Origin of the sequence: Streptomyces chumphonensis, assembly GCF_014779715.1 — a bacterium.
GTDB lineage: Bacteria > Actinomycetota > Actinomycetes > Streptomycetales > Streptomycetaceae > Streptomyces > Streptomyces chumphonensis.
Genome location: NZ_JACXYU010000004.1, coordinates 313,074 through 339,496 on the forward strand (window position 1 = coordinate 313,074; position 26,423 = coordinate 339,496).

Genomic DNA, 26,423 nt, shown 5'->3' on the forward strand with positions numbered 1-26,423 from the left:
GATTGTGTGCCCCGTCCCGTGGTCCGCCGTTCCGGGAGGAGTTGCCGTGGACACCGTGGTACAGAACGCCGACAGTGGTCCCGATCCCCGTTCCGCGGGACCGCCCCCTCGCACCGACACCGACTCCGACACCGACCCCGGCGACGCCGGAGGCGGGCACGTCCGGACCGCACCCGACCCCGGCGCCGCCGGGCTGACGGAGGCGCGGGCCGCCTCGTACATCGGGGGCATCTGCTTCAAGACCGGCCCGCCCCGACGCGTCGGGGTGGAGCTGGAATGGCACGTCCGCGACCGGGACGACCCCGCCCGCGCGGTGCCCGTCAAGCTGATCGACGCCGCCCTCGCCCCGTTCCTGCCGGGCGGCACCCCCGGGCGGCTGCCCGGCGGCAGCCGCATCACCCGGGAGCCGGGCGGTCAACTGGAGCTGAGCAGCCCGCCGGGGGAGTCGCTGGCCGCCTGCCTCAGCCTCGCCGCCGCCGATGTCGCCGTCGTCCGCGAGGTGCTGGCCGCCGCCGGGGCCGCACTGCACGGCCACGGAGTCAACCCCCACCGCACTCCGCCCCGGGTGCTCGACCACCCCCGGTACCGGGCCATGGAGGCCCACTTCGACCGGCTCGGTCCCTGGGGGCGGGCCATGATGCGCGGCACCGCCGCCGTCCAGGTCAGCCTCGACGCCGGTGACGAGGGTGACGGCCCCACCGGCTACCGGCGGCGCTGGGACCTCGTCCACCGGCTCGGTCCCGTCCTGGTCGCCGCCTTCGCCAACTCGCCGCGTTGGAACGGCCGCCGCACCGGCTGGGCCTCCACCCGGCAGCGCATCTGGTACCACACCGACCCCGGACGTACCCGGCCGCCGCGCCTGGGCGTACCGCCCCGGAGCGAGTGGGCCCGCTACGCGCTCGACGCGCCGCTGCTGTGCCTGCGCCGCGAGCACGACGGCCCGGGCGCGGACTGGACGGCCCCGCCCCGGCTGACGTTCCGCGACTGGCTGCGCGGCGACTGCGCCGAACGGCCGCCCACCCGGGCCGACCTGGACTACCACCTCAGCACCCTCTTCCCGCCCGTCCGCCCGCGCGGCTGGCTGGAACTGCGCATGATGGACGCCCAGCCGGGCGACGGGTGGGTCGCCGCCACGGCGGTCGCCGCGACGCTGCTGGACGATCCGCGCGCCGCCGCCGCCGCGTTCGCGGCCACCGAGCCCCTGGCCGCCCGGCCGCCCGGCCCGGCCCTGTGGTTGCGGGCCGCCCGCTACGGGCCCGCCGATCCGCTGCTCGGCCCGGCGGTGCGGGCCTGCGTGGCCGCCGCCGAGTCCGCGCTCGCCACCACGGCGGACGGCGGTACCGCGCACCGGGCCGTCGCCGAGTTCGCCGAACGTTACGCCGATCGTGGCCGTTGCCCGGCCGACGCCCACCGAGGAGCCGCCTGATGTCCGCCGTACCCGCCCGCCACGTGCCCCCGCCCGACGTGCCGCCGTCCGAGGTGGCCCCGTCCGGCGCGGACACCGCCGTGCCCGCCGTCGTCCCCTCGCCGCACCCCGACACCGCTCCCGAGTCCTGCGCCGCCCGGGCGCTCGCGGCCCTGGAGGCGGCACGGGCCCGCACCCTCGGCCTGGTCGACTGCCTGGACGAGGCCGGGCTCACCGCCCAGCACTCGCCCCTCATGTCCCCGCTGGCCTGGGACCTGGCCCACATCGGCAACCAGGAGGACCTGTGGCTGCTGCGCCGGGCGGGCGGCCGTCCCGGCGTCCGCCCGGACCTCGACCCCGTCTACGACGCGTTCCTCACCCCGCGCGCCGACCGGCCGGGGCTGCCGATGCTGCCTCCCGCGGAGGCCCGTCGCTATGTGGCCGAGGTGCGCGCACAGGCGCTGGAGGTGCTGGAGAAGGCGCCGTCGGACGCCGAACGGCTCACCCGCTCGGCGTTCGTCTTCGGCATGATCGCGCAGCACGAGCAGCAGCACGACGAGACGATGCTGGCCACGCACCAGCTGCGTCGGGGCCCGGCCGTGCTGCACGCGCCGCCCCCGCCCGGCGTGCCGGACGGCACCTCGCTGCCGCCGGAGGTCCTCGTCCCGGGCGGACCGTTCACCATGGGCACCGACGACGATCCGTGGGCCCTGGACAACGAGCGCTCGGCCCACCGCGTCGACGTCCCCGCCTTCTGGCTGGACACCACGCCCGTCACCGCCGGCGCCTACGCCGTGTTCATCGACGACGGCGGCTACGACGAGCCGCGCTGGTGGCATCCGGACGGCTGGGCGCACGTGCGGCGCACCGGGCTGCGCGCGCCGCTCTTCTGGCGCCGCGAGGCAGACGGCTGGACGCGTCGGCGCTTCGGCCGCGTCGAACCCGTGCCGCTCGACAGCCCCGTGCTGCACGTCAGCTGGTACGAGGCCGACGCCTACGCGCGCTGGGCCGGGCGGCGGCTGCCCACCGAGGCCGAGTGGGAGAAGGCGGCCCGGCACGACCCGGCCACCGGACGCTCCCGCCGTCACCCCTGGGGCGAGACCGATCCGGGGCCCGAGCACGCCAACCTCGGCCAGCGCCACCTGGAGCCCGCCCCGGCGGGGGCCTACCCGCTGGGCGAGGCGCCCTGCGGCGCCCGGCAGCTGCTCGGCGACGTCTGGGAGTGGACGGCCTCCGACTTCGCGCCGTATCCCGGCTTCGAGGCGTACCCGTACCGGGAGTACTCGGAGGTCTTCTTCCCCACGGGATCCGCCGGGGCCGGGGCCGGCGGATCCCCCGATTACAAGGTGCTGCGCGGCGGCTCGTTCGGCACCGCGCACGTGGCCTGCCGGACGACGTTCCGCAACTGGGACCATCCGGTCCGGCGGCAGATCTTCGCCGGTTTCCGCACGGCCCGTGCCGCCGACACCACGGCCGCCACCGCCCCGGCCACCGCAGCCCGACGGCCGGAGGGAGCCTGATGTGCCGTCACCTGGCCTACCTGGGACCTGCCGTCCCCCTGGCCCGGCTGCTCACCGGCGTCCGGTACGGGCTGTACGAGCAGGCGTGGGCGCCGCGTCGGCAGCGGTACGGGACGGTCAACGCCGACGGGTTCGGCGTCGGCTGGTACCCGCCGGGCGAGGGGGAGCGGCCCGCACGCTACCGACGCGCGGTGCCGATCTGGGCCGACGGGAACCTGCCGGACCTGGGCCGCGCCGTCCACAGCCACGCGGTGCTCGCGGCCGTCCGCGACGCCACGGCGGGCACGACGCAGGACGAGAGCGCCGCCGCGCCCTACACGGACGGCCCGTGGCTCTACAGCCACAACGGCGCCGTCCCCGACTGGACCCACCTCGTGGACGACCTCACGCCGTCGTCGCGTCCGCCCGCCGCCGAGCTGCTCGCGCTGGAGTCCCGCTGCGACTCCGCGCTGCTGTGGGCGCTGGCGCGGGCCCGGTTGCGCGCGGGCGAGCCGGCCGGAGGTGTCCTGGCCGATCTGGTGCTGCGCGTCGCGGCGGTCCGCCCCGGGGCGCGGCTCAACCTCCTCGTCACCGACGGCCGCACCGTCACGGCCACCCGGCACGGCGACACGCTGTGGTACCGGACGGCCGAGGGGAGCGTCACCGTCGCCTCCGAACCGGACGCGCGCGACGGGTGGCGGGAGGTGCCGGAGGGGTCCGTGCTGCGGGCCACGCCCACGGCCGTGCGCACCACTGCGCTCGACGCCGCCGCGCGCCGCCCGGAGCCGCCGCCCGGACCACCGGCCTCCCGGCCGGCGGACGGCGGCGCGCCGCCCGCGGCGTCCGGAACCGCCGGGCGGCCGGACGGCCGTCCGCAGCCCGCAGCCACCGCCCCGGAGAGGACCACCCCGGCATGACCAGCAGCTCCGACCGCTTCAGCCTCACCCGCCGCCTCCCCGCCGACCACCAGGCCGAGGCGCTGCGCTCCGACGTCCTCAAGGGCCTGACCGGACGGCCCAAGACCCTGCCGCCCAAGTGGTTCTACGACGGGCGCGGCAGCGAACTCTTCGAGCGCATCACGCGTCTGCCCGAGTACTACCCCACCCGCGCCGAGCACGCGATCCTGCGGGAGCGGGCCGGCGAGATCGCCGAGGCGGCCGGGGCGGCCACCCTCGTCGAGCTGGGTTCGGGCTCCTCCCGCAAGACGCGGCTCCTGCTGGACGCCCTCACCGCGCGGGGCACCCTGCGGCTGTACGCGCCGCTGGACGTCAGTGAGGACGCCCTCGTCGCGGCGGGCGGCGCCCTGACGGCGGACTACCCGGGCCTCACGGTCGCGGCGGCCGTCACCGACTACGAGGTGGACCTCACGCTGCCGGGGGAGGCGCCCCGGCTCGTGGCCTTCCTCGGCGGCACCCTCGGCAACCTGGACGACGCGGGCCGCCGTGCCTTCTACGCCGCGCTGCGCCCGCAGCTCGGCCCCGGGGACGGGCTGCTGCTGGGCGCGGACCTCGTGAAGCCGGCCGACGTCGTCGTGCCCGCCTACGACGACGCCGAGGGGGTCACCGCCGCGTTCAACAAGAACGTCCTGCACGTGCTCAACCGGGAGCTGGGCGCGGGCTTCGACCCGGACGCCTTCGACCACCGCGCGCTGTGGAACGCGCGGGAGTCGCGGATCGAGATGCGGCTGTGCTCGCGCCGGGCGCAGACGGTGCCGGTGCCGGCGCTCGACCTCACCGTCGACTTCGAACGCGGCGAGGAGCTGCGCACGGAGATCTCGGTGAAGTTCCACCGCGACGGCCTGACCGCCGAGCTGGCGCGGGCGGGTTTCGACGTTCGCCACTGGTGGACGGACGAGGGCGGGCGGTTCGCCCTCCTCCTCGCCACCCCTTCCCCGCAGGGCTCCTGAGCCTCCGTCACCTCCGCTGTCCGCCGCGACGCCGGCGCCGGTTCCGACCGGTGCCGGCGTCGCGCTGTCGTCCGGGGGTGCGCGGGTGTGCGCGGGGGTGTGCGCCGGGGCGGTCGCGCGGCGATTCGCACGGTTTGCGGCGCGTGCGACCCGCCGGGTGGGGTATACGAACCGGGAGTCATCGCCCGAATGGGTCAACCAGACGGGACATTGCTCACATATCACCTCAGCCTGAAAGCACACAGGTACACCCGGGCCGGGGAGCGGGTGCGCGCGCATCGCCGCGTGGCCCGCTCGTAGGAGGTGCCGCTATGCCGCAGGTGCAGGTCTACGTCTCTATCCCCCTGCCCGTCGACGAGGTCTTCGGCTTCCTGGCCGACGGACGCAATCTGCCGCAATGGCATTCCGGGGTCATGGAGATCCGGGGCACCGACCCCTTCGGGCCCCGGTGCGGCGAGGGGTGCGTCTACCGCTACCGCTTCCCGGGCCGGCACCGCGACTTCCGGCTGGAGTGCTGCGCGTTCGAGCCCGGCCGCCGGATCGGCTTCCTGGGCCAGCGCATGTGGACCCCGCTGGGCACCCAGGTGCCGCGCTACGACTTCCGGTTGTGGCCGCACGGCCCCGGCTGCCGGGTGGGGGTGCAGGTCACGTGCTCGCTGACCGGCGGCATGCTCGCGCTGTGGCCGGTGGTGTCGGTGGGCTGGCGCCGCGACCTGCCGGACGACGTCCAGCGGCTCCACGAGGTGCTGACCGGGTCCGCGGAGCCGGCCGAGATCGGCTTCGACCCGGGGCCGGGCGTCATCCGCCCGCAGCACCCCCGGCCCCCGCGGTCCACCCAGCACCGCCCCCGCCGTCCGGCCCGCCGCTTCCGGCTCCCCGCCACCCGCTGACCGGCCGCCCCGGGCCCGGCCCGACGACAGCGGGCCCGGCCGCCCCGCGACCGGGCGACCGGACCCGTTCCGTCGGGCGTCCCGGGATCAGTGCAGGGCGTCGAGGGAGAGCAGGGGGCGCACCCGCCCCTCGATCATCGCGGTGACGCCGCCCACCGCCGCGGCCGCCGGGTCGTCGGCGACGTGCACGGCCATGGACGTCGCCCCGTGCAGCCGGTCGGCCAGGCCCGGAAGGTCGGCGTAGCCGCCGGCCAGCATGACGCCCCGGTCGGCGAGGTCGGCCACGAGGTCGGGCGGGCAGCGGTGGAGCACGCCGCGGATGGTGTCCAGCACCGCCATGAGTGGGCCGTGCGTCGCCGCGTGCACCTCGTGGGCGTCGATCCGCACCGTGCGGGCGAGCCCGGTGGCCGCGTCGCGGCCGTGCACGACCGGGCCGTCGGGATCCCCGGGCAGCCCGCCCGTGCCGCCGGCGGTGACCTCGGCGTGCAGGTCGCGCACGGCGTCGGAGGGGATGGAGAGCTCGTAGCGGTTGCGCAGGTGACGGCCGACCGCGCCGTACAGGGTCTCGCCGCCGACGCCGACCTGGGCCGCCGCGACGATCGCCCCCAGCGAGAGGACGGCGACCTGCGTGGTGTCCGCCCCGCAGAGCACGATCATGGTCGCCTCGGGACGTTCGACCGGCAGCCCGCACCCCACGGCGGCCGCGAAGAGGGTGTCGACCAGTTCCACCCGGCGGCAGCCGAGCCCGGTGAGGGTCGCCACCGCGGCCCGCCGGGCGAGCGGGTCGGCGTCGTGGGGGACGCACACGGCCGCCCGCAGCAGCGGACGGCGGCGCCAGGCCCGCCGGACCTTCTCCCCGACCATGGCGCGCAGCATGCGCTGGGCCATCTGGACGTCGTGCACGGTTCCGTCGGCGACGGGCCGGACGACCCGGATCCGCGGCGGCGTCCGCCCGTACATCCGCTGCGCCGGGGTGCCGACGGCGATGAGCGCGCCGGACCGGGTGTCGACGGCGACGACCGACGGTTCGTCGACGACGACCCCGGCCTGTCTGAGGTACACCCGCGTCCGGTCCGCGCCCAGGTCGACGGCGACGGTGCAGCGGCGCAGTTGCTCGTAGCTGAAGTTCACGGCGCTTTCTCCCCGCGCGAGGCTGTAGGTCCCACCATCGTCGGCCGGTTCCCGCAACCCCGCGCGCGCGGCTGCGCCGTCCGGCCCAGCGGCCCGGCGCACGCCGTGCCGCCGGGCCGCCGGGGAGGGCCGGGCCGTCAGCCGCTGACGGCGGGGGCGGACGCGGCGAACTGGGTGCGGTGCAGTTCGGCGTAGCGCCCGGCGTGGGCCAGCAGCTCCTCGTGGGTGCCGCGTTCCACGATGCGGCCGGCCTCCAGCACGAGGATCAGGTCGGCCTGACGGATCGTCGAGAGCCGGTGGGCGATCACCACGGAGGTGCGGCCGGTCAGGGCCTCGGTCAGGGCCTCCTGCACGGCCGCCTCGGAGGTCGAGTCGAGGTGGGCGGTGGCCTCGTCCAGGATCACGACGCGGGGCCGGGCCAGCAGGAGCCGGGCGATCGTCAGGCGCTGCCGCTCACCGCCGGAGAGCCGGTAGCCGCGTTCGCCGACGACCGTGTCCAGGCCGTCGGGCAGGGCGGCGACCAGGGCGTCGATCCGGGCGCGGCGCAGGGCGTCCCACATCTCCTCCTCGCTCGCACCGGGGCGGGGCAGGAGGAGGTTGGCGCGGATCGTGTCGTGGAAGAGGTGGCCGTCCTGGGTGACCATCCCGACGGTCCGCCGCAGGGACTCGGCCGTCAGGTCGCGCACGTCCGTCCCGCCGACGCGGACGGCGCCGCCGTCGACGTCGTACAGTCGCGCGGCGAGCTGGGCGACGGTGGACTTGCCCGCACCGGAGGAGCCGACGAGCGCGACCATCCGGCCGGGCTCCGCGCGGAAGGAGACGCCGTGCAGCACGCGCTCCCCGCCGCGCGCGTCCAGGGTCGCGACCTCCTCCAGCGAGGCGAGGGAGACCGCCGTCGCGGCGGGGTAGCCGAAGTCGACGGCGTCGAACTCCACCGAGGCCGGGCCCGGGGGGACCGGGACGGCGTCGGGCGCCTCCTCGATCAGCGGCGTGAGGTCCAGCACCTCGAAGACGCGCTGGAAGCTCACCAGCGCGGTCATCACCTCGACCCGGGCCCCGGCCAGTGCCGTCAGTGGAGCGTAGAGACGGGTGAGCAGGAGGGCGAGGGAGACGACGGTGCCGGCGGCGAGTCCGCCCCCGACGGCGAGCCAGCCCCCGAGCCCGTAGACGAGGGCCAGGGCCAGGGCGGAGACGAGGGTGAGCGCCGTGACGAACGACATCTGGAGCATGGCGATGCGCACGCCGATGTCCCGCACCTCCGCGGCCCGCCGCGCGAACTCGGCGGACTCCTCCTCCGGCCGTCCGAACAGCTTGACCAGCGTCGCGCCCGGGGCGGAGAACCGCTCGGTCATCCGGGTGCTCATGACGGAGTTGTGGTTGGCCGCCTCCCGGGACAGCCGGGCGAGCCGGGTCCCCATGCGCCGCGCGGGAAGGACGAAGAGCGGGAGGAGGACGAGGGCGAACAGGGTGACGCGCCAGGACAGCTGGAGCATCACCACGAGTGTCAGCAGCAGGGTGACCACGTTGGAGACGAGCCCGGAGAGGGTGTCGCTGAAGGCGCGCTGGGCCCCGATCACGTCGTTGTTGAGGCGGCTGACGAGGGCCCCGGTGCGGGTGCGGGTGAAGAAGGCGACGGGCATGCGCTGCACGTGGTCGTAGACGGCGCCGCGCAGGTCCAGGATCAGGCCCTCGCCGATGCGGGCGGACAGCCAGCGCGTCAGCAGCCCCGTCGCCGCCTCGGCGACGGCGATCAGGGCGATGAGGACGGCGAGCAGGACGACGGTGCGGCGGTCCTCCCCGGCCACGATGACGTTCACCACCCGGCCGGCGAGCAGGGGCGTCGCCACGGCGAACACGGCGGCGAGGGTGCTGAAGGCGAGGAAGAAGCCGATGAGCCGCCGGTGCGGCCGGGCGAACACCGCGATACGCCGCAGGGTGGCCCGGGAGAAGGGGCGTCGGTCCTCGCTGGCGTGGCGGGCGTTGTAGAGGGCGTTCCACGCGGTCATGTGCATCGACATCCGGGCCTCCGGCGCGGCGGGCGGTGGGTGGAGTCCCGACGCTAGGAGTTCAACCGGACTTCAGGTCAAGGTGTTCCGGCGTGGCGCGGCGCGCACGCCCCGGGCCCGGGGCGTGCGAGGACGCCGGGCCCGGGGCGGGCCGTCACCAGCTGGACTTGCGCACGCCGGGCAGCTCACCGGCGTGGGCCATCTGCCGCAGCCGGATCCGGGAGAGGCCGAACGCCCGCAGGTGGCCGCGCGGGCGGCCGTCGACGGAGTCGCGGTTGCGGACGCGGGTGGCGCTGGCGTCGCGCGGTTGGCGCCGCAGCTCCCGCCGCGCGGCCGTCCGCTCCTCCTCCGGGGTGGCCGGGTCGGCGAGGACGCGCTTCAGCTCGGCCCGCCGGACGGCGTACCGGGCGACGACGGCCCGCCGCTGGTCGTTCTTCGCGATCTTGCTCTTCTTCGCCACGGTGCTCCCTCAGACCTTCCCGCCGCGGGCCCGGATGCGGGCGACGGCGGCCTCGATGCCGATGGCGTCCACGGTGCGCAGCCCCTTGGCGCTGAGGGTCAGCCGCACGTGGCGGCGCTCGCCGGGCAGCCAGTAGCGCTTGCGCTGGATGTTCGGGTCGAAGCGGCGCGACGAGCGCCGGTGGGAGTGGGAGATCTGCTGGCCGAAGACCGGCGCGCGGCCGGTGAGCTGGCAGTGAGCGGACAAGGAGAGCCCCTTTCCGAGCCTTAATGAACATGATTTTCGTTTGTGTATAGTACCCCGCATGCCACGCAACGACGTCCGCCCCGTCATCAAGCTCAGGTCCACCGCCGGCACCGGCTACACCTACGTGACGCGCAAGAACCGCCGGAACGACCCCGACCGGCTCCGGCTGCGCAAGTACGACCCCGTCGCCCGGCGCCACGTCGAGTTCCGCGAGGAGCGCTGACCCCCGGCCGCCCCCGACACCGGCCGCCCGACCGACCACGACCGACCGGCCCCGCCGGTCCCACCCGCCCTCCCGAAGGGAGCACCCCGTGAAGCCCGGTATCCACCCGCCGTACCGGCCCGTCGTCTTCCGCGACCGGGCCGCCGGATTCGCCTTCCTCACCCGGTCCACCGCCACCAGCGACCGCACCGTCACCTGGGAGGACGGCGCCACCTACCCGGTGGTGGACGTGGAGGTCTCCTCCGCGAGCCACCCCTTCTACACCGGCACCGCCCGCGTCCTGGACACCGCCGGCCGCGTTGAGCGCTTCGAGCGCCGCTACGCCCGACGCGAGGCCCGCTGATGCTGCCCGTCGTCATCGTGGCCGGGCTGCACGCCGACGCCCGCCGGGCCGCCGTCGACCGGGTGCTCGCCACCGTGCCCGGCAGCGTCGCCCTCCACCACGACCTCACCGACGCCCCCGCGGGAACGGTGCGCCGCACCGTCCGCGAGCACGGCGGCGTGCTGGACGCCGGGCACACCCCGCTCGTCGGCGACTGCGCCTGCTGCGCCCTGCGCGAGGACCTCGTCCCCGAGCTGGAGCGCATCGCCCGCGCCGGGGCGCACCGGCTGGCCGTCGTCGAGCTGTGGGACTCCGTGGAGCCGCGCTCCATGGCGGAGGTCGTCGCGGGCTGCGGTTGCGCGGACGTCCGGCTGACCGGCGTCGTCACCGCCGTCGACCCGGCGCTGACGCTGCCCTGCCTCGGCAACGGGGACGACCTCGCCGAGGTCGGGCTCGCCGCCGCCGCGAGCGACCGCCGCACGGTCGCGGACACCTTCGCCCGGCAGCTGGAGTACCCGGAGCTCCTCGTCCTGGCCGACGGGCCGGAACCGGGCGACGCGGAGGACCACGCGCTGCTGGACCAGCTCACCCCGGGCGCCCGACGGGTGCGCGTCGAGGACGCGGCGTTCCCCGCCGCCGTCACCGGCGGCCGGCGCCCCTTCGACGTCGAGGCCGCGGCGGCGCGCCAGCACCCGGCCTCCGCCCTGCTGCCGCACGACACGCAGGGCCCGGAGCGCACCGGTGGTGCGGACGGGGACGGAGGCGTCGGCACGCTCGTCTGGCGCCGCGCCCGGCCGTTCCACCCCGGGCGGCTGTACGCGGCGCTGGAGGACCTGTGCTGTGCGGCGGCCCGCAGTCGCGGCCGGTTCTGGCTGGCCGACCGCCCCGACACCCTGCTGAGTTGGGACGCCGCCGGGGGAGCCCTGTGCGTGGAGGGCGCGGGGCCGTGGCTGGCGTCCCTCCCGGACGCCGCCTGGGAGCTCGTGCCCGCCACCCGCCGCGCGGCAGCCGCCCTGGACTGGCACCCCGTCCACGGTGACCGGGGTCAGCACCTGGTGTTCACCTCCCCGGACCTCGACCGCGAGAACCTCACCGCCGTCCTGGACTCCTGCCTGCTGACGGACGCCGAGTACGCGGCCGGGCCCGTCGCCTGGCGCACGCTGCCCCGCGCGTTCGACGCCCTCCTCGACCCCGTCTCCTGACCCGCCCCGCACCGCCCCGCGCCACCCCGAAACCGAACCGAACCGAAGGACCGTCACCCGTGCCCCGTCGCCACGAACCCCGCAAGCCCGCCCGGCCGCGTCCGAACCCGCTGGACGCGGCGGGCGTCACGTACATCGACTACAAGGACACCGACCTGCTGCGGAGGTTCCTCTCCGACCGCGGGAAGATCCGCAGCCGCCGGGTGACGCGGGTCACCGCCCGGCAGCAACGGCAGTTGACCCGTGCGATCAAGAACGCCCGGGAGATGGCCCTGCTGCCGTACGGCTCGCGGTGAGCGCCGGTTTGCGGACCGCCATCGGGGGAACCCGGGGCGCGCTCACTGCGTCTACCGGTGCGTAGGCCCACGGCCACCGCCTGAGGCCTGCACGCCCTGCGCAGGTCTCAGGCGGTAGCCGTGCCGCAACCCGCTGTCGTGCACGTGCATCGGCACATGCATATGCAATTGAACGACGTTATGATCCCGCATAGTTGACCCCACAACCGGCATTGACCTACCCGGGAGAGTCCTATGCAGCAGGCGTACAACGGCATGGCCGCAGTGGACCTCTCCGGGGTCACCTGGCAGAAGAGCCGGCACAGCAACTCGCAGGGCACGTGCGTGGAGTTCGCCAAGCTGCCCAGCGGTGACGTCGCGGTGCGCAACTCCCGCTTCCCCGAAGGACCGGCGCTCGTCTACACGCCCGCCGAGGTGGAGGCGATGCTGCTCGGCATCAAGGACGGCGAGTTCGACCACCTCATACGCGACTGACCGGTCGGCCGTCCGACCGACCGGCCGACCCCGGTCGACGGCGGGTCCCGGCATGCGGGAGGGGCCGGACGTCCGCCGTCCGGCCCCTCCCGCATGCCGCCGCTGTCGCTCCGGCCTCCGGGGCGCGACGACAGCCCCGAAGGCTCCCCGCTACGTCGCGGGGGAGGCCACCCGGAACAGGGCCCAGACGACCTTGCCCGGCAGCGTCCCGTGCAGGGGCTGCCAGCCCCAGCTGTCGCTGAAGGCCTCGACCAGGAAGAGGCCGCGGCCCGACTCGGCGGTTCCCTCCGAGAAGCCCACGGCGTCCGGGTTGCCGGAGACGGGCGCCTCCCGACTCGGATCGCGCACGGCGCACACCAGTCGGGACGCCCACCGCATGAGGTGCAGCCGCACCGGCGGGTCCGCCGGGGTGGCCGCCGCACACGGCAGGCCGTGCCGCAGGGCGTTCGTCACGAGTTCCGAGACGGCCAGGGTGACGTTGTCGCACTCCCCCTCCAGCCCCCACCCGCACAGCGTGACGCGGGTGAACTCGCGTGCGGCGCGTACGGCTTCGAAGTGCGGGGGAAGGGCGCAGGAGGCCGATCCGGACAGGGATCCGGCGTCCTGCGGGGGGAGGCCACGCCATAACGGATCCAGCACCGTCGTTCCTTCAGTCCCCATGAACGAGGTCCCCCTGACTGTGACGGCTGTTGCGTCCCCGAATGACGCGGGAACCCAAATCTGTTGGCACTTAGTGCACTTGGGCACTGTCCATGGTTCCGAATGCTTGCGGCGGATGCAAGGGCAGATGCACGTGCACGAAGAACTTTCGATTCTGTGTAACCACTTGGGCACGCAATGAAGCCCGAAGATGGCAGACTGATCCCCTGGCGGGGGTGCTTGTCTGATCAGATAAGGAGTGTTCCGGTGGCAAGCGGATCAAATGGGGCAGGCGGGTCCAACGGCTCGATGGTCCGCCGGATACTGCTCGGCTCACAGCTGCGGCGCCTGCGGGAGAGCCGTGGCGTCACCAGGGAGGACGCCGGGTACTCCATCCGCGCTTCCGAGTCCAAGATCAGCCGGATGGAGTTGGGTCGGGTGAGCTTCAAGGCACGGGACGTCGCGGATCTGCTGACGCTCTACGGCGTCACGGACGACGCCGAACGGGAACCGCTGCTCAACCTGGCGAAGGACTCGAGCGTCGCGGGCTGGTGGCACAGCTACAACGACGTCCTGCCGTCCTGGTTCCAGACGTACGTCGGGCTGGAGGGCGCCACCTCCCAGATCGACACCTACGAGGTCCAGTTCGTGCACGGCCTGCTCCAGACGGAGGAGTACGCCCACGCCGTCGTGTCCAGCGGCCACAAGGCGAAGCGGCTGTCGAAGGCCGAGATCGAGCGGCGCGTCGCCCTGCGCATGGAGCGGCAGAAGATCCTCTTCCAAGAGAACTCGACCGTCCTGCGCTGCGTCCTCGACGAGGCCGTTCTGCGCCGGCCCTTCGGCGGTTCGGCCGTCATGGACAAGCAGATCCAGCACCTCATCGACCTGTCCGAACGGCCCAACATCCAACTCCAGGTGGTCACCTTCGACCTGGGCGGCCACCCCGCCGAGTCCGGCGCCTTCACCGTGCTGCGCTTTCCGGAGCCGGAGATCCCCGACCTCGTCTACCTGGAGCAGCTCACGGGCTCGCTCTATCTGGACAAGCCGGAGGAGGTGGCCGCCTACGGCGCGGTCCTCGACCGGCTCATCGAGGACGGCAGCCTCTCCCCGCGCGAGAGCCGGGAACATCTGCACAAGGTCCGTCAACTCCCCTGAGCTGCACGTACGATGACGTGGCATCAGAGGCGTTCTCACTCCTTACGCATGAAGGAACCCCACGAAGGAACGACATGCCCTACTTCACGGACCTGGCGCAGCAGTACATCGACGGTGAATGGCGGTCCGGGAGTGGCTCCTGGGACGTCATCGACCTCAACCCCTACAACGGCGAGAAGCTGTGTTCCATCACCGTGGCCACGGCCGCGGAGATCGACCAGGCGTACCGCGCCGCCGAACGCCACCAGGTGACCTGGGCCGGCATCAGCCCCTACACCAGGCGCCTCGTCCTCGAGCGGGCCATCCGCCTCATCGAGGAGCGCGAGGAGGAGATCACCGAGGCGATCATCGCCGAGCTGGGCGGCACCCGGCTCAAGGCGGCGTTCGAGCTCCACCTCACCAAGGAGGCCCTGCGCGAGGCGATGGCCATCGCCCTGCGCGCGGACGGCCGTATCCTCCCCTCGCCCGTCGACGGCAAGGAGAACCGCCTCTACCGGGAGCCCGTCGGCGTCGTCGGAGTCATCGCCCCCTTCAACTTCCCGCTCTTCCTGGCCATGAAGTCCGTCGCCCCGGCCCTGGCCCTGGGCAACGGGGTCGTCCTCAAGCCGCACGAGGACGCGCCCGTCGTCGGTGGCACGCTGCTCGCCAGGATCTTCGAGGACGCCGGTCTCCCGGCCGGTGTGCTGAACGTCGTCGTCACCGACCTCGCCGAGATCGACGACGCCCTCCTGGAGCACCCGGTCCCGAAGGTCATCTCCTTCACCGGGTCCGACCGGGTGGGCCGCCACGTGGCGACCGTCGCCGCCTCCCACCTCAAGCACGTCGTCCTGGAACTGGGCGGCAACAGCGCCTTCCTCGTGCTGGACGACGCCGACCTCGACTACGCCGTGGACGCCGCCGTCTTCAGCCGCTACGTCCACCAGGGCCAGGTCTGCATGGCCGCCAACCGGATCATCGTCGACCGGTCCGTGGCGGCCGAGTTCACCGAGAAGTTCACCGCCAAGGTGCGCACCCTCGCCTGCGGGGACCCGAGCGACCCGCGCACCGTCATCGGCCCGCTCATCAACTCCTCGCAGGCGGACCGGCTCAACACCCTCGTCGAGCAGGCCGTCGGGGCGGGCGCCACCGCGCTCGTGCGCGGCCGGGTGGAGGGGAACCTCGTCCACCCCACCGTCCTCACCGACGTGCCGGCGGACTCGCCGGTGCTCACCGAGGAGATGTTCGGCCCGGTGGCCGTGATCATCCCGGTGGACGGTGAGGACGAGGCCGTCCGCGTCGCCAACGACAGCCGCTACGGGCTGAGCGGCGCGGTGCACACGGCCGACGTCGAGCGGGGCGTGGCCGTCGCCCGGCGCATCCGCACCGGGATGGTCCACGTCAACGACGGGACGGTCGCCGACGAGCCCGTGGTGCCGTTCGGCGGCGAGAAGAGCTCCGGACTCGGACGGCTCAACGGCGACCACTTCGTCCACGCGTTCACCACGGAGAAGTGGGTCGGCGTCCAGCACGGCCGCAGCACCTTCCCCTTCTGAACGAGGACAGGTTCTGACCGCAGGGGTCCGTAGCGTTCTTCTGGTCGGAGGGGCCGCCCGCACGGGGCGGCCCCCGGCCTCCTGCGAAAGGTGACGCGCCATGCCCACCCCCGTTGCTCCCGAGACCCACGGCGACGAACGCGGCGCCCTGCTGGCCTACCTGGACGCCCAGCGCGGCGGCATCCGCCGGGCCGCGCTCGGCCTCACCGAGGAGCAGGCGTGGTCCGCCCCCTCGGCGAGCGCCTGCTCGGTGGCCGGGCTCATCAAGCACGTCGCGCTGTGTGAGCGCGGCTGGCTGCGCACGATGACGGGCCGCCCCGTCGACTACACCGACCCGGCCGTCATGGCGGAGTGGTCGAACAGCTTCCTGCGTGAGGAGGGCGACACCGTCGCCGGGGTCCTGGCCCTGTACGACGGGGTCGCCTCGGCCACCGAGCGGGCGGTGCGCGCGGTGGCGTCGATGGACGAGACCTTCCTGCTCCCCGAGGCGCCGTGGGACGCGGGCGGCCCCCGCTCGTGGCGCTGGGCGCTGCTCCACCTCATCGAGGAGGTCGCCCGGCACGCGGGCCACGCCGACGTCGTGCGGGAGACGATCGACGGCAAGGGCGCCTTCGAACTGGTCGCCGAGGCCCATGAGGCATGAGACCGGTGCCGGGCGTGCGGAGGCGGCCTCCGGGTGATCCGGACGCGCCCCGGCTTGCACCTCACGCGACGTGAGGCGGCACGGTGGAGGCGTCAACCACACCAGGAGACGGCCGTGAGCCACACCGTCGGGCAGGTCGCCGGATTCGCCGGCGTCACCGTACGCACGCTGCACCACTACGACGAGATCGGCCTGCTGGTACCCGGCGCGCGCACCCGCGCCGGGCACCGCAGGTACAGCGACGCCGACCTCGACCGGCTGCAGCAGATCCTCTTCTACCGGGAGCTCGGCTTCCCGCTGGAGGAGGTGGCCGTGCTGCTCGACGACCCGCTCGCCGATCCGAGCGCGCACCTGAGGCGGCAGCACGCGCTGCTGACCGGGCGCATCGAGAGGCTGCGGCGGATGGCCGACGCCGTCCAGCACGCCATGGAGGCACGCACGATGGGCATCAACCTCACCCCCGAGGAGAAGTTCGAGGTCTTCGGCGACTTCGACCCCGACCAGTACGCCGAGGAGGCCGAGCGGCGCTGGGGCGGCACCGACGCCTGGGCGCAGGCGCAGCGGCGCGCCGCGTCCGCCACGAAGGACGACTGGAAGACCTTCATGGCCGAGTTCGACGCCATCCACGGAAGGATCGCCGCCCACCTCGACGCCGGAACGCCGCCGGACGCGCCGGAAGTGCTGGACCTCGCGGAGGAGCACCGGCGCTTCCTGTGCCGCACGAGCTACGACTGCACCTACGAGATCCACACCGGGCTGGGTGAGATGTACGTCGCCGACCCGCGATTCACCGCCTACTACGAGGCGATCCGCCCGGGGATGGCCGCCTACGTACGGGACGCCGTCGTGGCGAACGCCGCCCGCCACGGCCACACCCCGCCCGGTGCGCCCGCGCCCTGACCGCCACACCGTCCCACCGGCCCGGCGGTTCCGCACGCCGCATGCCTATGCTGCTGAAGGACGATCCGAAGAGAGGAGGGAGACGGAGGGACGTGGCCGCGGACCACAGGAGGCAGCAGCACCCCGGCGACGGCGAGGAGCCCGGGGACGGCAAGCCGCAGTCGGACGAGGCGCACAGCGCGTTCACCCCGCCGCTGGGCGTCCCCCTGCCCCCCTCGCCCCCCGAGAGCGAGCACCCCACCTCGGAGTTCGCCCTGCCCGAGGGCTTCCGCCCGCTGGCCCAGGAACAGCCGGGCAGCGCCTTCCGGGAGCCGGGGGAGGCCCGCCCCGCCGAGTACGGCCACTTCACCCCGGCCACCGGCGTCCCGGTCCTCGGCGCGCTCGTGAAGCAGAACGCGCCCTGGCAGGACCGGATGCGCACCATGGTCCGGCTGCCGCTCGGCGAGCGCCCCGCGCCACCCGAGCGGCGGCCGAGGAGCGAGGACGAACCGGCCGTCTCCGTGCCCCGCGTGCTCGACCTCACGCTCCGCATCGGCGAGCTGCTGCTCGCCGGGGGCGAGGGCGCCGAGGACGTGGAGGCCGCCATGTTCGGCATCGCCCACGCCTACGGCCTCGACCGCTGCGAACCGACCGTCACCTTCACCCTCATCTCCATCACCCACCAGCCGTCGCTGGTGGACGACCCGGTGACGCTGAGCCGTACCGTGCGGCGTCGCGGCACCGACTACACCCGGCTGGCCGCCGTCTACCGGCTGGTCTCGGACATCACCTCCTCCGAGGAGGAGATCTCGCTGGAGGAGGCGTACCGGCGCCTGGCCGACATGCGCCGCAACCGGCACCCCTACTCCAAGAACGCCCTCACCCTCGCCAGCGGCGTGCTGGCCGGTGCGGCCTCCACGCTCGTCGGCGGCGGCCCGACGGTGTTCGTGCTCGCGGCGATCGGGGCGATGCTCGGCGACCGGCTGGCCTGGATCTGCTCCAGCCGGGGGCTGCCGGAGTTCTACCAGTTCGCGGCGGCGGCCATGCCGCCCGCCGCGATGGGCGTCATGGTCATGCTCGTCCCCCACGCCTGGCTGGAGGGGGCGCGGGCGGCGGCCGTCGTCACCGGTGGACTGTTCGCGCTCATCCCCGGGCGGGCCCTCGTCGCCGCCGTCCACGACGGGCTGACCGGCTTCTACATCACCGCGTCGGCCCGCCTGCTCGAAGTGGTGTACCTCATCGTCGGCATCGTCTGCGGTGTCCTGATGATCCTCTACGTGGGCGACCAGTTCGGCGGCGACTTCCCGCCGGTGGACTCGGTCCGCGTCGAGCGGCCCGGCGTCCAGCTGATGGCGGCCACCCTGCTGGCCCTGGCGTTCTGCGTGATGCTCCAGCAGCAGCGGGACACGGTCGTGTGGGCCACCCTCAACGGCGGCGTCGCCTGGCTCGTCTACGGCGTGCTCGCGCACACGGCGGACTTCGACCCCGTCTTCGCCACCGTCACGGCGGCCGGGCTCGTCGGGCTCTTCGGCCAGCTGATGTCCCGCTACCAGTGGGAGTCGGCCCTGCCGTACGTCACGGCCGCGATCGGCCCGCTGCTGCCCGGTAGCGCCACGTACTACGGGCTGCTCAACATCGCCCAGGGCAACGTCAACGGCGGCGTCCAGTACCTCTCCACAGCGGCGGCACTGGCCCTGGCCATCGCCATCGGGGTGAACCTCGGCGGCGAGCTGGCCCGGCTGTTCATCACCTCACCCGGCGTCGAGACGCCGCTCCCCGGCCGCCGGGCCGCCAAGCGCACCCGCGGCTTCTGACGCGACGACGGGCGCGCCCCCGCGCAGGGGACGCGCCCGTCGACGTGTCGAGGTCCGGCCGCGCGGACGGCCGGACCGCGGGCGTCAGTGCGCGCCGCCGGCGGCCTCCAGCCGCTTCACCGACGCCTCGACCTCGGCCTCCGCGTCGGTCCGACCGACCCAGTTGGCGCCCTCCACGGACTTGCCGGGCTCCAGGTCCTTGTAGACCTCGAAGAAGTGCTGGATCTCCAGCCGGTCGAACTCCGACACGTGGTGGATGTCGCGCAGGTGCTCCATGCGCGGGTCGGACGCGGGCACGCAGAGCAGCTTGTCGTCGCCGCCCGCCTCGTCCGTCATCCGGAACATGCCGATGGCACGGCACTTGATGATGCAGCCCGGGAACGTCGGCTCGTCCAGCAGCACGAGCGCGTCGAGCGGGTCGCCGTCCTCGCCCAGGGTGCCGTCGACGAACCCGTAGTCGGCCGGGTAGACGGTCGAGGTGAACAGGTGACGGTCCAGGCGGATGCGCCCGGTCTCGTGATCCACCTCGTACTTGTTCCGCGAACCCTTCGGGATCTCGATGGTGACGTCGAACTCCACTGGGAGGCTCCTCCGTGATCAACACATTCTCTGGTGATTAAGTGTCCCCCACGCAGGTGTGTGCTCGCGAAAGGGGCTGGTCCGAGGTGCGCGGTACGGCCGGTGACGGATCGAACGGCACGTTCCGCGGCACGGTCCGGCGGGCCGGGACGGCATGGGCCCGGCGCGTCCGACGGCGCTGGCGGACGGTGCCGCCCGAGCGGCGGACCCTCGGGCTGACGGCGGGTTCGGCCGCCGTCGGCCTCGCGGTGTCCCTGGGCGCGGTGGCCGCCGCGGGACCGTGGGACTCGGGTCAGCGTACGGCCGAACGCTCCCGCGCGGTCACTCAGGAGCCGGACAGTGGCGTGCGCCACACCGACGACGCCCGCCCGCCCGGCCGGGCCGGTGCGAACGCCCCCGAACCGGCCCCGAGCGCCGCGCCCGTCCTCGGCCCGGTGGGGCCGGACGGCGCCCCGCCCACCCGCGCGGGGCTGGCGAGGGCGCTGGAGGACGGCCTCGACGACGAGGCCCTGGGGAAGACGGTGACCGCCTCCGTCGTGGACGTGGCGACCGGCCGGGTGCTGTTCCGGTCCGGTGGCGACCGGCCCGTCGTCCCGGCGTCCACCATCAAGCTGGCCACCGCGACCGCCGCCCTCACCGCGCTCGGCCCCGACCACCGGCTGGCGACCCGCACCGTCTGGGACGAGGAGGAGCGCCGCGTCGTCCTCGTCGGCGGCGGCGACCCGACGCTGGACGAGAAGCGCCTGGCCGCCCTGGCCGACGCCACGGCCGAGGCCGTCCGGGAGGCCGGCCTGAAGCCGCGTGCCGTCGCCTACGACGTCTCCCGCTGGACGGGCCCCGCCCGGCACCCCATCGGCGTCAACACCAACATCGCGCCGCTGAGCCCGCTGATGCTCAACGCCGCCCGCACCGACGACTCGTCCAGCGGCCCGGCGCCGCGCGCCGCCGACCCGGCCGAGGCCGCCGCCGACCGCTTCGCCGCCCTGCTCGCCGAGCGGGACGTCACCACGCGCACGACGGCGAAGGCGAGGGCGCCCCGGGACGCCCGGGAGCTGGCCGTCTCCCGCTCGGCGCCGCTGTCCGCCCTGGTGGAGCGCCTGCTCACGCGCAGCGACAACGACCTCGCCGAGGCCCTCGCCCGGCACACCGCCACCGCCGTCGGCGAGACCGCCGACTTCGACGGCGCCCGGGCGGCCACCGCCGACGTCCTCGCCGGCCTGGACCTGCCGGTCGACGACGCCCGGTTCGCGGACGGCAGCGGGCTCAGCCGGGACAGCCGGGTCACGGCCACGTTCCTGGCCTCGCTGCTGGCCACCGCCGCCGACCCGGACCACCCCGAGCTGCGCCCGGTCCTCACCGGCCTGCCCGTCGCCGGGTTCACCGGCACCCTCGGCGGCCGGTACACCGGGGAGACCACCCGGGACGCAGCCGGGCTGATCCGGGCCAAGACGGGCACCCTCACGGGCGTGAACGCGCTCGCGGGCACCGTCGTGGACGCCGACGGGCGGCTGCTGTCCTTCGCCTTCCTCGCCACCGGCTCCCAGGAGCGTGCCGCCGCGCACGCCGCGCTGGACCGCCTCGCGGCCACCGTCGCCGCCTGCGGCTGCCGCTGACCGCCCGCCGGCGTCCCCGGAAGGGGTGCCGCCGTTGATCGGACTGTGCCGGGCACCGCGGACGCCGTACGGTGAAGGCATGACGAGTCCCGGCCCCCGGACGGTGGAGAGCCCGTGAACCCGCTGAGCAGCCCCGACAGCCCCGACCGCATGGTCGACTGGAACCTCGCGGCCGCGACCGCGACCCGCCTCGTGCGGCCGGGTCCGGAGGTGGGCCGGGACGAGGCGCGGGCCGTCGTCGCGGAGCTCCGTCGGCACGCCAGGGCGTCGGAGGAGCACGTGCGCTCCTTCACCGGCCTGACCCCGCAGGGCCCGGCGGCCGACACCCCCGTCCTCGTCGTCGACCGGCCCGGCTGGATCCGGGCCAACGTCGCCGGGTTCCGCCAGCTGCTCGTCCCGCTGCTGGAGAAGATGCACGAGCGCCGCAGCAAGGCCCCCGGCGGCATGGTCCTCGGCACGGTCGGGAGCAAGCTCGCCGGCGTCGAGATCGGGATGCTGCTCTCCTTCATGGCCTCCAAGGTGCTCGGCCAGTACGAGACGTTCGCGCCGCCCTCGGCCGAACTGCCCTCGGCGCCCGGCGGCGGCGGGCGGCTGCTGCTCGTGGCCCCGAACATCGTCCACATCGAGCGGGAGCTGGACGTCCCGCCGCACGACTTCCGGCTGTGGGTGAGCCTGCACGAGGAGACCCATCGCACGCAGTTCACGGCGGTGCCCTGGCTGCGGGAGCACCTGGAGGGAGAGATCCACGCCTTCCTGTCCGAGGCCGACATCGACCCGTCGACGCTGCTGGAGCGGCTGCGCGAGGTGGGCCAGACCTTCGCGGGCGGACGCGGCGACGGTGCGGGCGCGGGCGGCGAGGGCGGGCTCCGCGACGGCGACGACGGGCGCGGCATCGTCGATCTCGTGCAGACGCCCGCCCAGCGCGAGGTCCTGGACCGGCTCACCGCGGTCATGTCGCTGCTGGAGGGGCACGCCGACTACGTCATGGACGGCGTCGGGCCGTCGGTCGTGCCGGCGGTGGGCGAGATCCGCGAGAAGTTCCAGAAGCGTCGTCAGACGGGCGCGAGCCGCCTCGACCTGGTGCTGCGGAAGCTGCTCGGCCTGGACGCCAAGCTGCGCCAGTACCGGGACGGCGCCCGCTTCGTGCGGGCGGTCGTGGACCGGGTCGGCATGGACGGCCTCAACCGGGTGTGGACGTCCCCCAACACGCTCCCGACGCGCGCGGAGATCGCCGAACCGGCCGCCTGGGTGGCCCGGGTGCACCGGCCTGCGGACTCCTGAGCCGGGAAATCACCCGTCCGAGGGACCGTCGGCGGGTGTGGCCGCGTGCGATGCTCGGAGCCGCCGTCCACCTCTGTCACCATCGACACACCCAGCGTGATCAGTGACCGGGTCGGTGGGCGGCGTCCCCGCTGACGGCAGCGTCTCGCTGTTCCGCAGCTCCCAGAGCCTTGAGGAAGTGAACGGACATGGGTCCTCATCCCGCGGTCGCCGCGATACGCCTGGCGGTTCGCCGCACCCTTCAGGACGTGCTGGCCGACGCGGCGGACGGAACGGCCGCCCCCGCCGGCTCCCCGCCCCCGCCGGCCCCCCTCGTGCTGGTGGCCTGCTCCGGCGGTGCGGACTCCATGGCGCTCGCCTCCGCCCTCGCCTTCGAGGCGCCCCGGATCGGCCTGCGGGCCGGCGGCGTGACCGTCGACCACGGGCTGCAGGACGGCTCGGACGTCCGGGCCGAGGAGGTGGCCGAACGCCTCACCGCCCTCGGTCTGGCGCCCGTCGAGGCGGTCGCCGTCACGGTGGGGCGCGGGGCCGGGCCCGAGGCCGCCGCCCGGCAGGCCCGCTACGCGGCGCTGGACGCGGCCGCCCTCCGCTCCGGCGCCGTCTGCGTCCTCCTCGGGCACACCCGGGACGACCAGGCGGAGACGGTGCTGCTCGGCCTCGCCCGCGGCTCCGGCACCCGTTCGCTGGCCGGGATGGCCGCCGTCTCCGGTTCACCGGCGGGCGGGCCCGGGGCCGAGCGCCGCTACCGCCGCCCCTTCCTCGCCGTCGACCGGCAGACGACACGCCGCGCGTGCATGGTCCAGTCGCTTCCCGTCTGGGACGACCCGCACAACGCCGACCCGGCGTTCACCCGTTCGCGCGTGCGCCACGAGGCGATGCCCACCCTGGAGAAGGCCCTCGGCAAGGGCGTCATCGAGGCGCTGGCGCGTACCGCCCAGCTCTCCCGCGACGACGCGGACGCCCTGGACGCCTGGGCCGCGCAGGCCGAGCGGACCGTCCGCGTCGTCCCCTCCGGAGGCCCCGAACGCGGGGGCGCGACGCGCGCGGCGCACGCCGTCGTGCTGGACGTCGCACCGCTGGGCGCGCTGCCGCCCGCCGTCCGCCGCCGGGTGCTGCGCCGGGCCGCCGTGGAGGCCGGTGCCCCCTCGGGTTCCCTCTTCGCGCGGCACGTGGAGGAGACGGACCGGCTCGTCACCGGCTGGCGCGGCCAGCGCGCCATCAACCTGCCCGGCCGCGTGGAGGCGCTGCGGCAGGGTGGCACACTGGTCATCCGGCAGAGCGAGAGCTGAGCCGCGCGGTCTTCCCGGCCGGCGCCGGGAGGCGCCCCCGGGGCGACCGGGCGTCCGGCGAACCACGAGGCGAGAGCAGCAGGGTGGACGACAAGGACATGGGCACCGACCTCAAGTCGGTGCTCGTCACCAAGGAAGAGATCGACGCGAAGCTGGCCGAGCTGGCCGAGCTCATCGACAGGGAGTACGCGGGGCAGGACCTGCTCATCGTCGGCGTCCTCAAGGGCGCCGTGATGGTGATGGCGGACCTGGCGCGGTGCCTGTCGACGCCCGTCACGATGGACTGGATGGCGGTGTCCTCCTACGGCGCCGGCACCCAGTCGTCCGGTGTGGTGCGCATCCTGAAGGACCTGGACACCGACATCCAGGGCAAGCACGTCCTGATCGTCGAGGACATCATCGACTCGGGCCTGACGCTGTCCTGGCTGCTGTCGAACCTCGGCTCGCGCGAGCCCGCGTCGCTGAACGTGTGCACGCTCCTGCGCAAGCCGGACGCCGCGAAGGTCGCGATCGACGTCAAGTGGGTCGGGTTCGACATCCCGAACGAGTTCGTCGTCGGCTACGGCCTGGACTACGCGGAGAAGTACCGCAACCTGCCGTTCGTGGGCACGCTCGCCCCGCACGTCTACGGCGGCTGAGGACGTCGGCCGCCGCGCGGGCGCTCCCGGTGGGCCGTGAGCACGCCGTGGAGGCCGCCGGGAACACCGGAGCCGCCCTCTCCGTTGGAGCAGGCGAGGGCGGCTCTCATTACCACGCCCGCGAGCGGTGGGGGACAATGCTGGGGTACCGTCCGAAGGTCGGTCTTTTCAACTCACGATGGCAGGAGGGACGGGGCGTCACCGCCTCGTATGGATGGACGTGAAGCGATACTTCCGTGGGCCGGTCATGTGGATCGTGCTGGCCGTCCTCGCTGTGGTCGTGTTGATGCAGGTCGTCGGGTCATCCGAGGGCTACAAGACCGTTGACACCGGCCAAGTGGTCAAGGCGATCCGAGAGAACCAGGTCGAGTCGGCGAAGCTGACGACCGGCGACGAACAGACGGTCGAGCTCGAGCTCAAGAACGACGTCGAGGTCGAGGACAGCGACAAGATCAAGGCCAGCTACATCGGCGACCAGGGCGTCGAGCTGGCCCGTGACCTGCAGGCCAAGTACCAGGACGGTCAGCTCGAAGGGGGCTACACCGTCTCGCCGAAGGAGCAGAGCCCGTTCGTCGGGATGCTCTTCTCCTTCCTGCCGTTCCTGCTGATCATCGTGATCTTCCTGTTCCTGATGAACCAGATGCAGGGCGGCGGCTCCCGGGTGATGAACTTCGGGAAGTCGAAGGCCAAGCTCATCACCAAGGACACCCCGAAGACCACGTTCTCGGACGTGGCCGGGTCGGACGAGGCCGTCGAGGAGCTCCACGAGATCAAGGAGTTCCTCCAGGAGCCGGCGAAGTTCCAGGCCGTCGGGGCGAAGATCCCCAAGGGCGTCCTGCTCTACGGTCCGCCCGGTACCGGCAAGACGCTGCTCGCCCGGGCCGTCGCCGGTGAGGCGGGCGTGCCCTTCTACTCGATCTCCGGCTCCGACTTCGTCGAGATGTTCGTCGGCGTCGGCGCCAGCCGGGTCCGTGACCTCTTCGAGCAGGCCAAGGCGAACGCCCCGGCCATCGTCTTCGTCGACGAGATCGACGCCGTCGGGCGCCACCGCGGCGCCGGCATGGGCGGCGGGCACGACGAGCGCGAGCAGACGCTGAACCAGCTGCTCGTCGAGATGGACGGCTTCGACGTCAAGGGCGGCGTCATCCTCATCGCCGCCACCAACCGCCCCGACATCCTGGACCCGGCGCTCCTGCGCCCCGGCCGCTTCGACCGCCAGATCGCGGTGGACCGCCCGGACATGCAGGGCCGCCTGGAGATCCTGAAGGTGCACCAGAAGGGCAAGCCGGTCGCCCAGGACGTCGACCTGGGTGCCGTCGCCCGCCGCACCCCGGGCTTCACCGGTGCGGACCTGAACAACGTGCTGAACGAGGCGGCGCTGCTCGCCGCCCGCTCCAACGCGAAGATGATCGACAACAAGTACCTCGACGAGGCGATCGACCGTGTCGTGGCCGGGCCGCAGAAGCGCACCCGGATCATGAGCGACAAGGAGAAGAAGATCACCGCGTACCACGAGGGCGGTCACGCCCTGGTCGCGGCGGCCTCGCCGAACTCCGACCCGGTGCACAAGATCACCATCCTGTCCCGGGGCCGGGCGCTGGGCTACACCATGGTCCTGCCCGACGAGGACAAGTACTCGACCACGCGCAACGAGATGCTCGACCAGCTCGCCTACATGCTCGGCGGCCGGGCCGCCGAGGAGCTGGTCTTCCACGACCCGACGACCGGCGCCGCCAACGACATCGAGAAGGCGACGGCGACGGCCCGCGCGATGGTCACCAAGTACGGCATGACGGAACGTCTCGGCGCCATCAAGTTCGGCTCCGACCAGTCCGAGCCCTTCCTCGGCAAGGAGATGGCCCACCAGCGGGACTACTCCGAAGAGGTCGCCGGCCTCGTCGACGAAGAGGTCAAGAAGCTGATCGAGACCGCGCACAACGAGGCGTGGGAGATCCTGGTCGAGAACCGCGACGTGCTGGACAACCTGGTCCTCGCGCTCCTGGAGAAGGAGACGCTGGGCAAGGAGGAGATCGCCGAGATCTTCCGGCACATCGTCAAGCGTCCGGCCCGCCCGGCGTGGACGGGATCCACCCGGCGCACGCCGTCCAGCCGCCCGCCGGTGTCCACGCCGAAGGAGCTCGCCGTCACCAACGGCAGCGCCCCGGTGCTGGAGAAGGGCAAGGAGATCGGCCCCGTCGAAGCCCCCTCCGAGGCGGAGCGCCGCACGGAGAGCTGAGCGTGCCGGCCGGGCCGCCCCGGAATGCCGTCCGCGCCCCTCGGGTTCTACTCTGAGGGGCGCGG

26 protein-coding genes are annotated in these 26,423 nt (G+C 73.9%); 20 read left to right on the forward strand and 6 right to left on the reverse strand.

What is annotated here, in order from left to right; all coding sequences use genetic code 11:
* Positions 1–46: 46 nt before the first annotated feature.
* From egtA to IF129_RS11345, 5 genes are all read left to right on the forward strand, one after another.
* A complete protein-coding gene (gene egtA, locus IF129_RS11325) occupies positions 47–1,426 on the forward strand; it encodes an ergothioneine biosynthesis glutamate--cysteine ligase EgtA (protein ID WP_318153671.1) in 1,380 nt (459 codons plus the stop codon).
* The gene (gene egtB / locus IF129_RS11330) at positions 1,426–2,925 is read left to right on the forward strand and encodes an ergothioneine biosynthesis protein EgtB (RefSeq protein ID WP_191209429.1); all 1,500 of its coding nucleotides are present in this window, start codon (positions 1,426–1,428) and stop codon (positions 2,923–2,925) included. The genes egtA and egtB overlap by 1 nt, the downstream gene beginning before the upstream one ends.
* Positions 2,925–3,821 (forward strand): ergothioneine biosynthesis protein EgtC, encoded by an 897-nt coding sequence (gene egtC, locus IF129_RS11335; protein WP_191209430.1) that lies wholly within the window; start codon positions 2,925–2,927, stop codon positions 3,819–3,821. The genes egtB and egtC overlap by 1 nt, the downstream gene beginning before the upstream one ends.
* Positions 3,818–4,810, forward strand: coding sequence for an L-histidine N(alpha)-methyltransferase (gene egtD, locus IF129_RS11340; protein WP_191209431.1), 993 nt, complete (start codon positions 3,818–3,820; stop codon positions 4,808–4,810). The genes egtC and egtD overlap by 4 nt, the downstream gene beginning before the upstream one ends.
* Positions 4,811–5,121: 311 nt before the next feature.
* Positions 5,122–5,700 carry an SRPBCC family protein gene (locus IF129_RS11345; RefSeq protein ID WP_191209432.1) on the forward strand — a complete coding sequence of 193 codons (579 nt, stop codon included), beginning with the start codon at positions 5,122–5,124 and terminating at the stop codon, positions 5,698–5,700.
* Between the two features lie 87 nt (positions 5,701–5,787).
* Here IF129_RS11345 and IF129_RS11350 read toward each other — a convergent pair whose 3' ends face one another.
* The 4 genes from IF129_RS11350 to rpmB form a co-directional block, all read right to left on the reverse strand.
* Positions 5,788–6,831, reverse strand: a complete 1,044-nt coding sequence (locus IF129_RS11350; protein WP_191209433.1) for a rod shape-determining protein — start codon at positions 6,829–6,831, stop codon at positions 5,788–5,790.
* Positions 6,832–6,968: 137 nt separating this feature from the next.
* A complete protein-coding gene (locus IF129_RS11355; RefSeq protein ID WP_191209434.1) occupies positions 6,969–8,849 on the reverse strand; it encodes an ABC transporter ATP-binding protein in 1,881 nt (626 codons plus the stop codon).
* Positions 8,850–8,991: 142 nt separating this feature from the next.
* Positions 8,992–9,297 (reverse strand): 30S ribosomal protein S14, encoded by a 306-nt coding sequence (rpsN, locus tag IF129_RS11360; protein ID WP_191209435.1) that lies wholly within the window; start codon positions 9,295–9,297, stop codon positions 8,992–8,994.
* Positions 9,298–9,306: 9 nt separating this feature from the next.
* Positions 9,307–9,543: a 50S ribosomal protein L28 gene (gene rpmB / locus IF129_RS11365; protein ID WP_191209436.1), complete on the reverse strand. Its 237-nt coding sequence runs from the start codon at positions 9,541–9,543 to the stop codon at positions 9,307–9,309.
* A 58-nt stretch (positions 9,544–9,601) separates the two neighbouring features.
* Between rpmB and rpmG the strand changes: the two genes are divergently transcribed.
* From rpmG to IF129_RS11390, 5 genes are all read left to right on the forward strand, one after another.
* A complete protein-coding gene (rpmG, locus tag IF129_RS11370) occupies positions 9,602–9,766 on the forward strand; it encodes a 50S ribosomal protein L33 (protein WP_191209437.1) in 165 nt (54 codons plus the stop codon).
* An 88-nt stretch (positions 9,767–9,854) separates the two neighbouring features.
* Entirely contained in the window at positions 9,855–10,109 is a 255-nt protein-coding gene (locus IF129_RS11375) for a type B 50S ribosomal protein L31 (RefSeq protein WP_191209438.1), read from the forward strand.
* On the forward strand, positions 10,109–11,290 hold the full coding sequence (locus IF129_RS11380) for a CobW family GTP-binding protein (protein ID WP_191209439.1): 1,182 nt from the start codon (positions 10,109–10,111) through the stop codon (positions 11,288–11,290). Before IF129_RS11375 ends, IF129_RS11380 begins: the two co-directional genes overlap by 1 nt.
* 59 nt (positions 11,291–11,349) lie before the next feature.
* On the forward strand, positions 11,350–11,586 hold the full coding sequence (gene rpsR / locus IF129_RS11385; protein ID WP_191209440.1) for a 30S ribosomal protein S18: 237 nt from the start codon (positions 11,350–11,352) through the stop codon (positions 11,584–11,586).
* Positions 11,587–11,820: 234 nt separating this feature from the next.
* Positions 11,821–12,060, forward strand: coding sequence for a DUF397 domain-containing protein (locus tag IF129_RS11390; RefSeq protein WP_191209441.1), 240 nt, complete (start codon positions 11,821–11,823; stop codon positions 12,058–12,060).
* A gap of 150 nt (positions 12,061–12,210) precedes the next feature.
* Here the strand turns inward: IF129_RS11390 and IF129_RS11395 are convergent, their stop codons facing one another.
* Positions 12,211–12,720 (reverse strand): ATP-binding protein, encoded by a 510-nt coding sequence (locus IF129_RS11395; protein ID WP_191209442.1) that lies wholly within the window; start codon positions 12,718–12,720, stop codon positions 12,211–12,213.
* Between the two features lie 288 nt (positions 12,721–13,008).
* Between IF129_RS11395 and IF129_RS11400 the strand changes: the two genes are divergently transcribed.
* The 5 genes from IF129_RS11400 to IF129_RS11420 all read left to right on the forward strand — a co-directional run bounded on the left by IF129_RS11400 (position 13,009) and on the right by IF129_RS11420 (position 18,722).
* Entirely contained in the window at positions 13,009–13,854 is an 846-nt protein-coding gene (locus tag IF129_RS11400; RefSeq protein ID WP_191209544.1) for a helix-turn-helix domain-containing protein, read from the forward strand.
* 74 nt (positions 13,855–13,928) lie between these two features.
* Complete coding sequence (locus IF129_RS11405) at positions 13,929–15,386, forward strand: aldehyde dehydrogenase family protein (RefSeq protein ID WP_191209443.1); 1,458 nt, start codon at positions 13,929–13,931, stop codon at positions 15,384–15,386.
* A gap of 100 nt (positions 15,387–15,486) precedes the next feature.
* Positions 15,487–16,029, forward strand: coding sequence for a DinB family protein (locus IF129_RS11410; RefSeq protein ID WP_191209444.1), 543 nt, complete (start codon positions 15,487–15,489; stop codon positions 16,027–16,029).
* Positions 16,030–16,143: 114 nt separating this feature from the next.
* Positions 16,144–16,929 (forward strand): MerR family transcriptional regulator, encoded by a 786-nt coding sequence (locus tag IF129_RS11415; protein WP_191209445.1) that lies wholly within the window; start codon positions 16,144–16,146, stop codon positions 16,927–16,929.
* Positions 16,930–16,976: 47 nt separating this feature from the next.
* Positions 16,977–18,722: a threonine/serine exporter family protein gene (locus IF129_RS11420; RefSeq protein WP_191209545.1), complete on the forward strand. Its 1,746-nt coding sequence runs from the start codon at positions 16,977–16,979 to the stop codon at positions 18,720–18,722.
* Positions 18,723–18,806: 84 nt separating this feature from the next.
* Here the strand turns inward: IF129_RS11420 and IF129_RS11425 are convergent, their stop codons facing one another.
* Positions 18,807–19,301, reverse strand: coding sequence for an inorganic diphosphatase (locus IF129_RS11425; protein WP_191209446.1), 495 nt, complete (start codon positions 19,299–19,301; stop codon positions 18,807–18,809).
* An 86-nt stretch (positions 19,302–19,387) separates the two neighbouring features.
* Between IF129_RS11425 and dacB the strand changes: the two genes are divergently transcribed.
* The 5 genes from dacB (at position 19,388) to ftsH (ending at position 26,358) form a co-directional block, all read left to right on the forward strand.
* Positions 19,388–20,914 (forward strand): D-alanyl-D-alanine carboxypeptidase/D-alanyl-D-alanine endopeptidase, encoded by a 1,527-nt coding sequence (gene dacB, locus IF129_RS11430; RefSeq protein ID WP_318153674.1) that lies wholly within the window; start codon positions 19,388–19,390, stop codon positions 20,912–20,914.
* 150 nt (positions 20,915–21,064) lie between these two features.
* A complete protein-coding gene (locus IF129_RS11435) occupies positions 21,065–22,195 on the forward strand; it encodes a zinc-dependent metalloprotease (RefSeq protein WP_191209547.1) in 1,131 nt (376 codons plus the stop codon).
* Between the two features lie 188 nt (positions 22,196–22,383).
* Complete coding sequence (tilS, locus tag IF129_RS11440; protein WP_191209447.1) at positions 22,384–23,484, forward strand: tRNA lysidine(34) synthetase TilS; 1,101 nt, start codon at positions 22,384–22,386, stop codon at positions 23,482–23,484.
* Positions 23,485–23,582: 98 nt separating this feature from the next.
* A complete protein-coding gene (hpt, locus tag IF129_RS11445) occupies positions 23,583–24,122 on the forward strand; it encodes a hypoxanthine phosphoribosyltransferase (protein ID WP_191209548.1) in 540 nt (179 codons plus the stop codon).
* A 214-nt stretch (positions 24,123–24,336) separates the two neighbouring features.
* On the forward strand, positions 24,337–26,358 hold the full coding sequence (gene ftsH, locus IF129_RS11450; protein WP_191209448.1) for an ATP-dependent zinc metalloprotease FtsH: 2,022 nt from the start codon (positions 24,337–24,339) through the stop codon (positions 26,356–26,358).
* Positions 26,359–26,423: the final 65 nt, after the last annotated feature.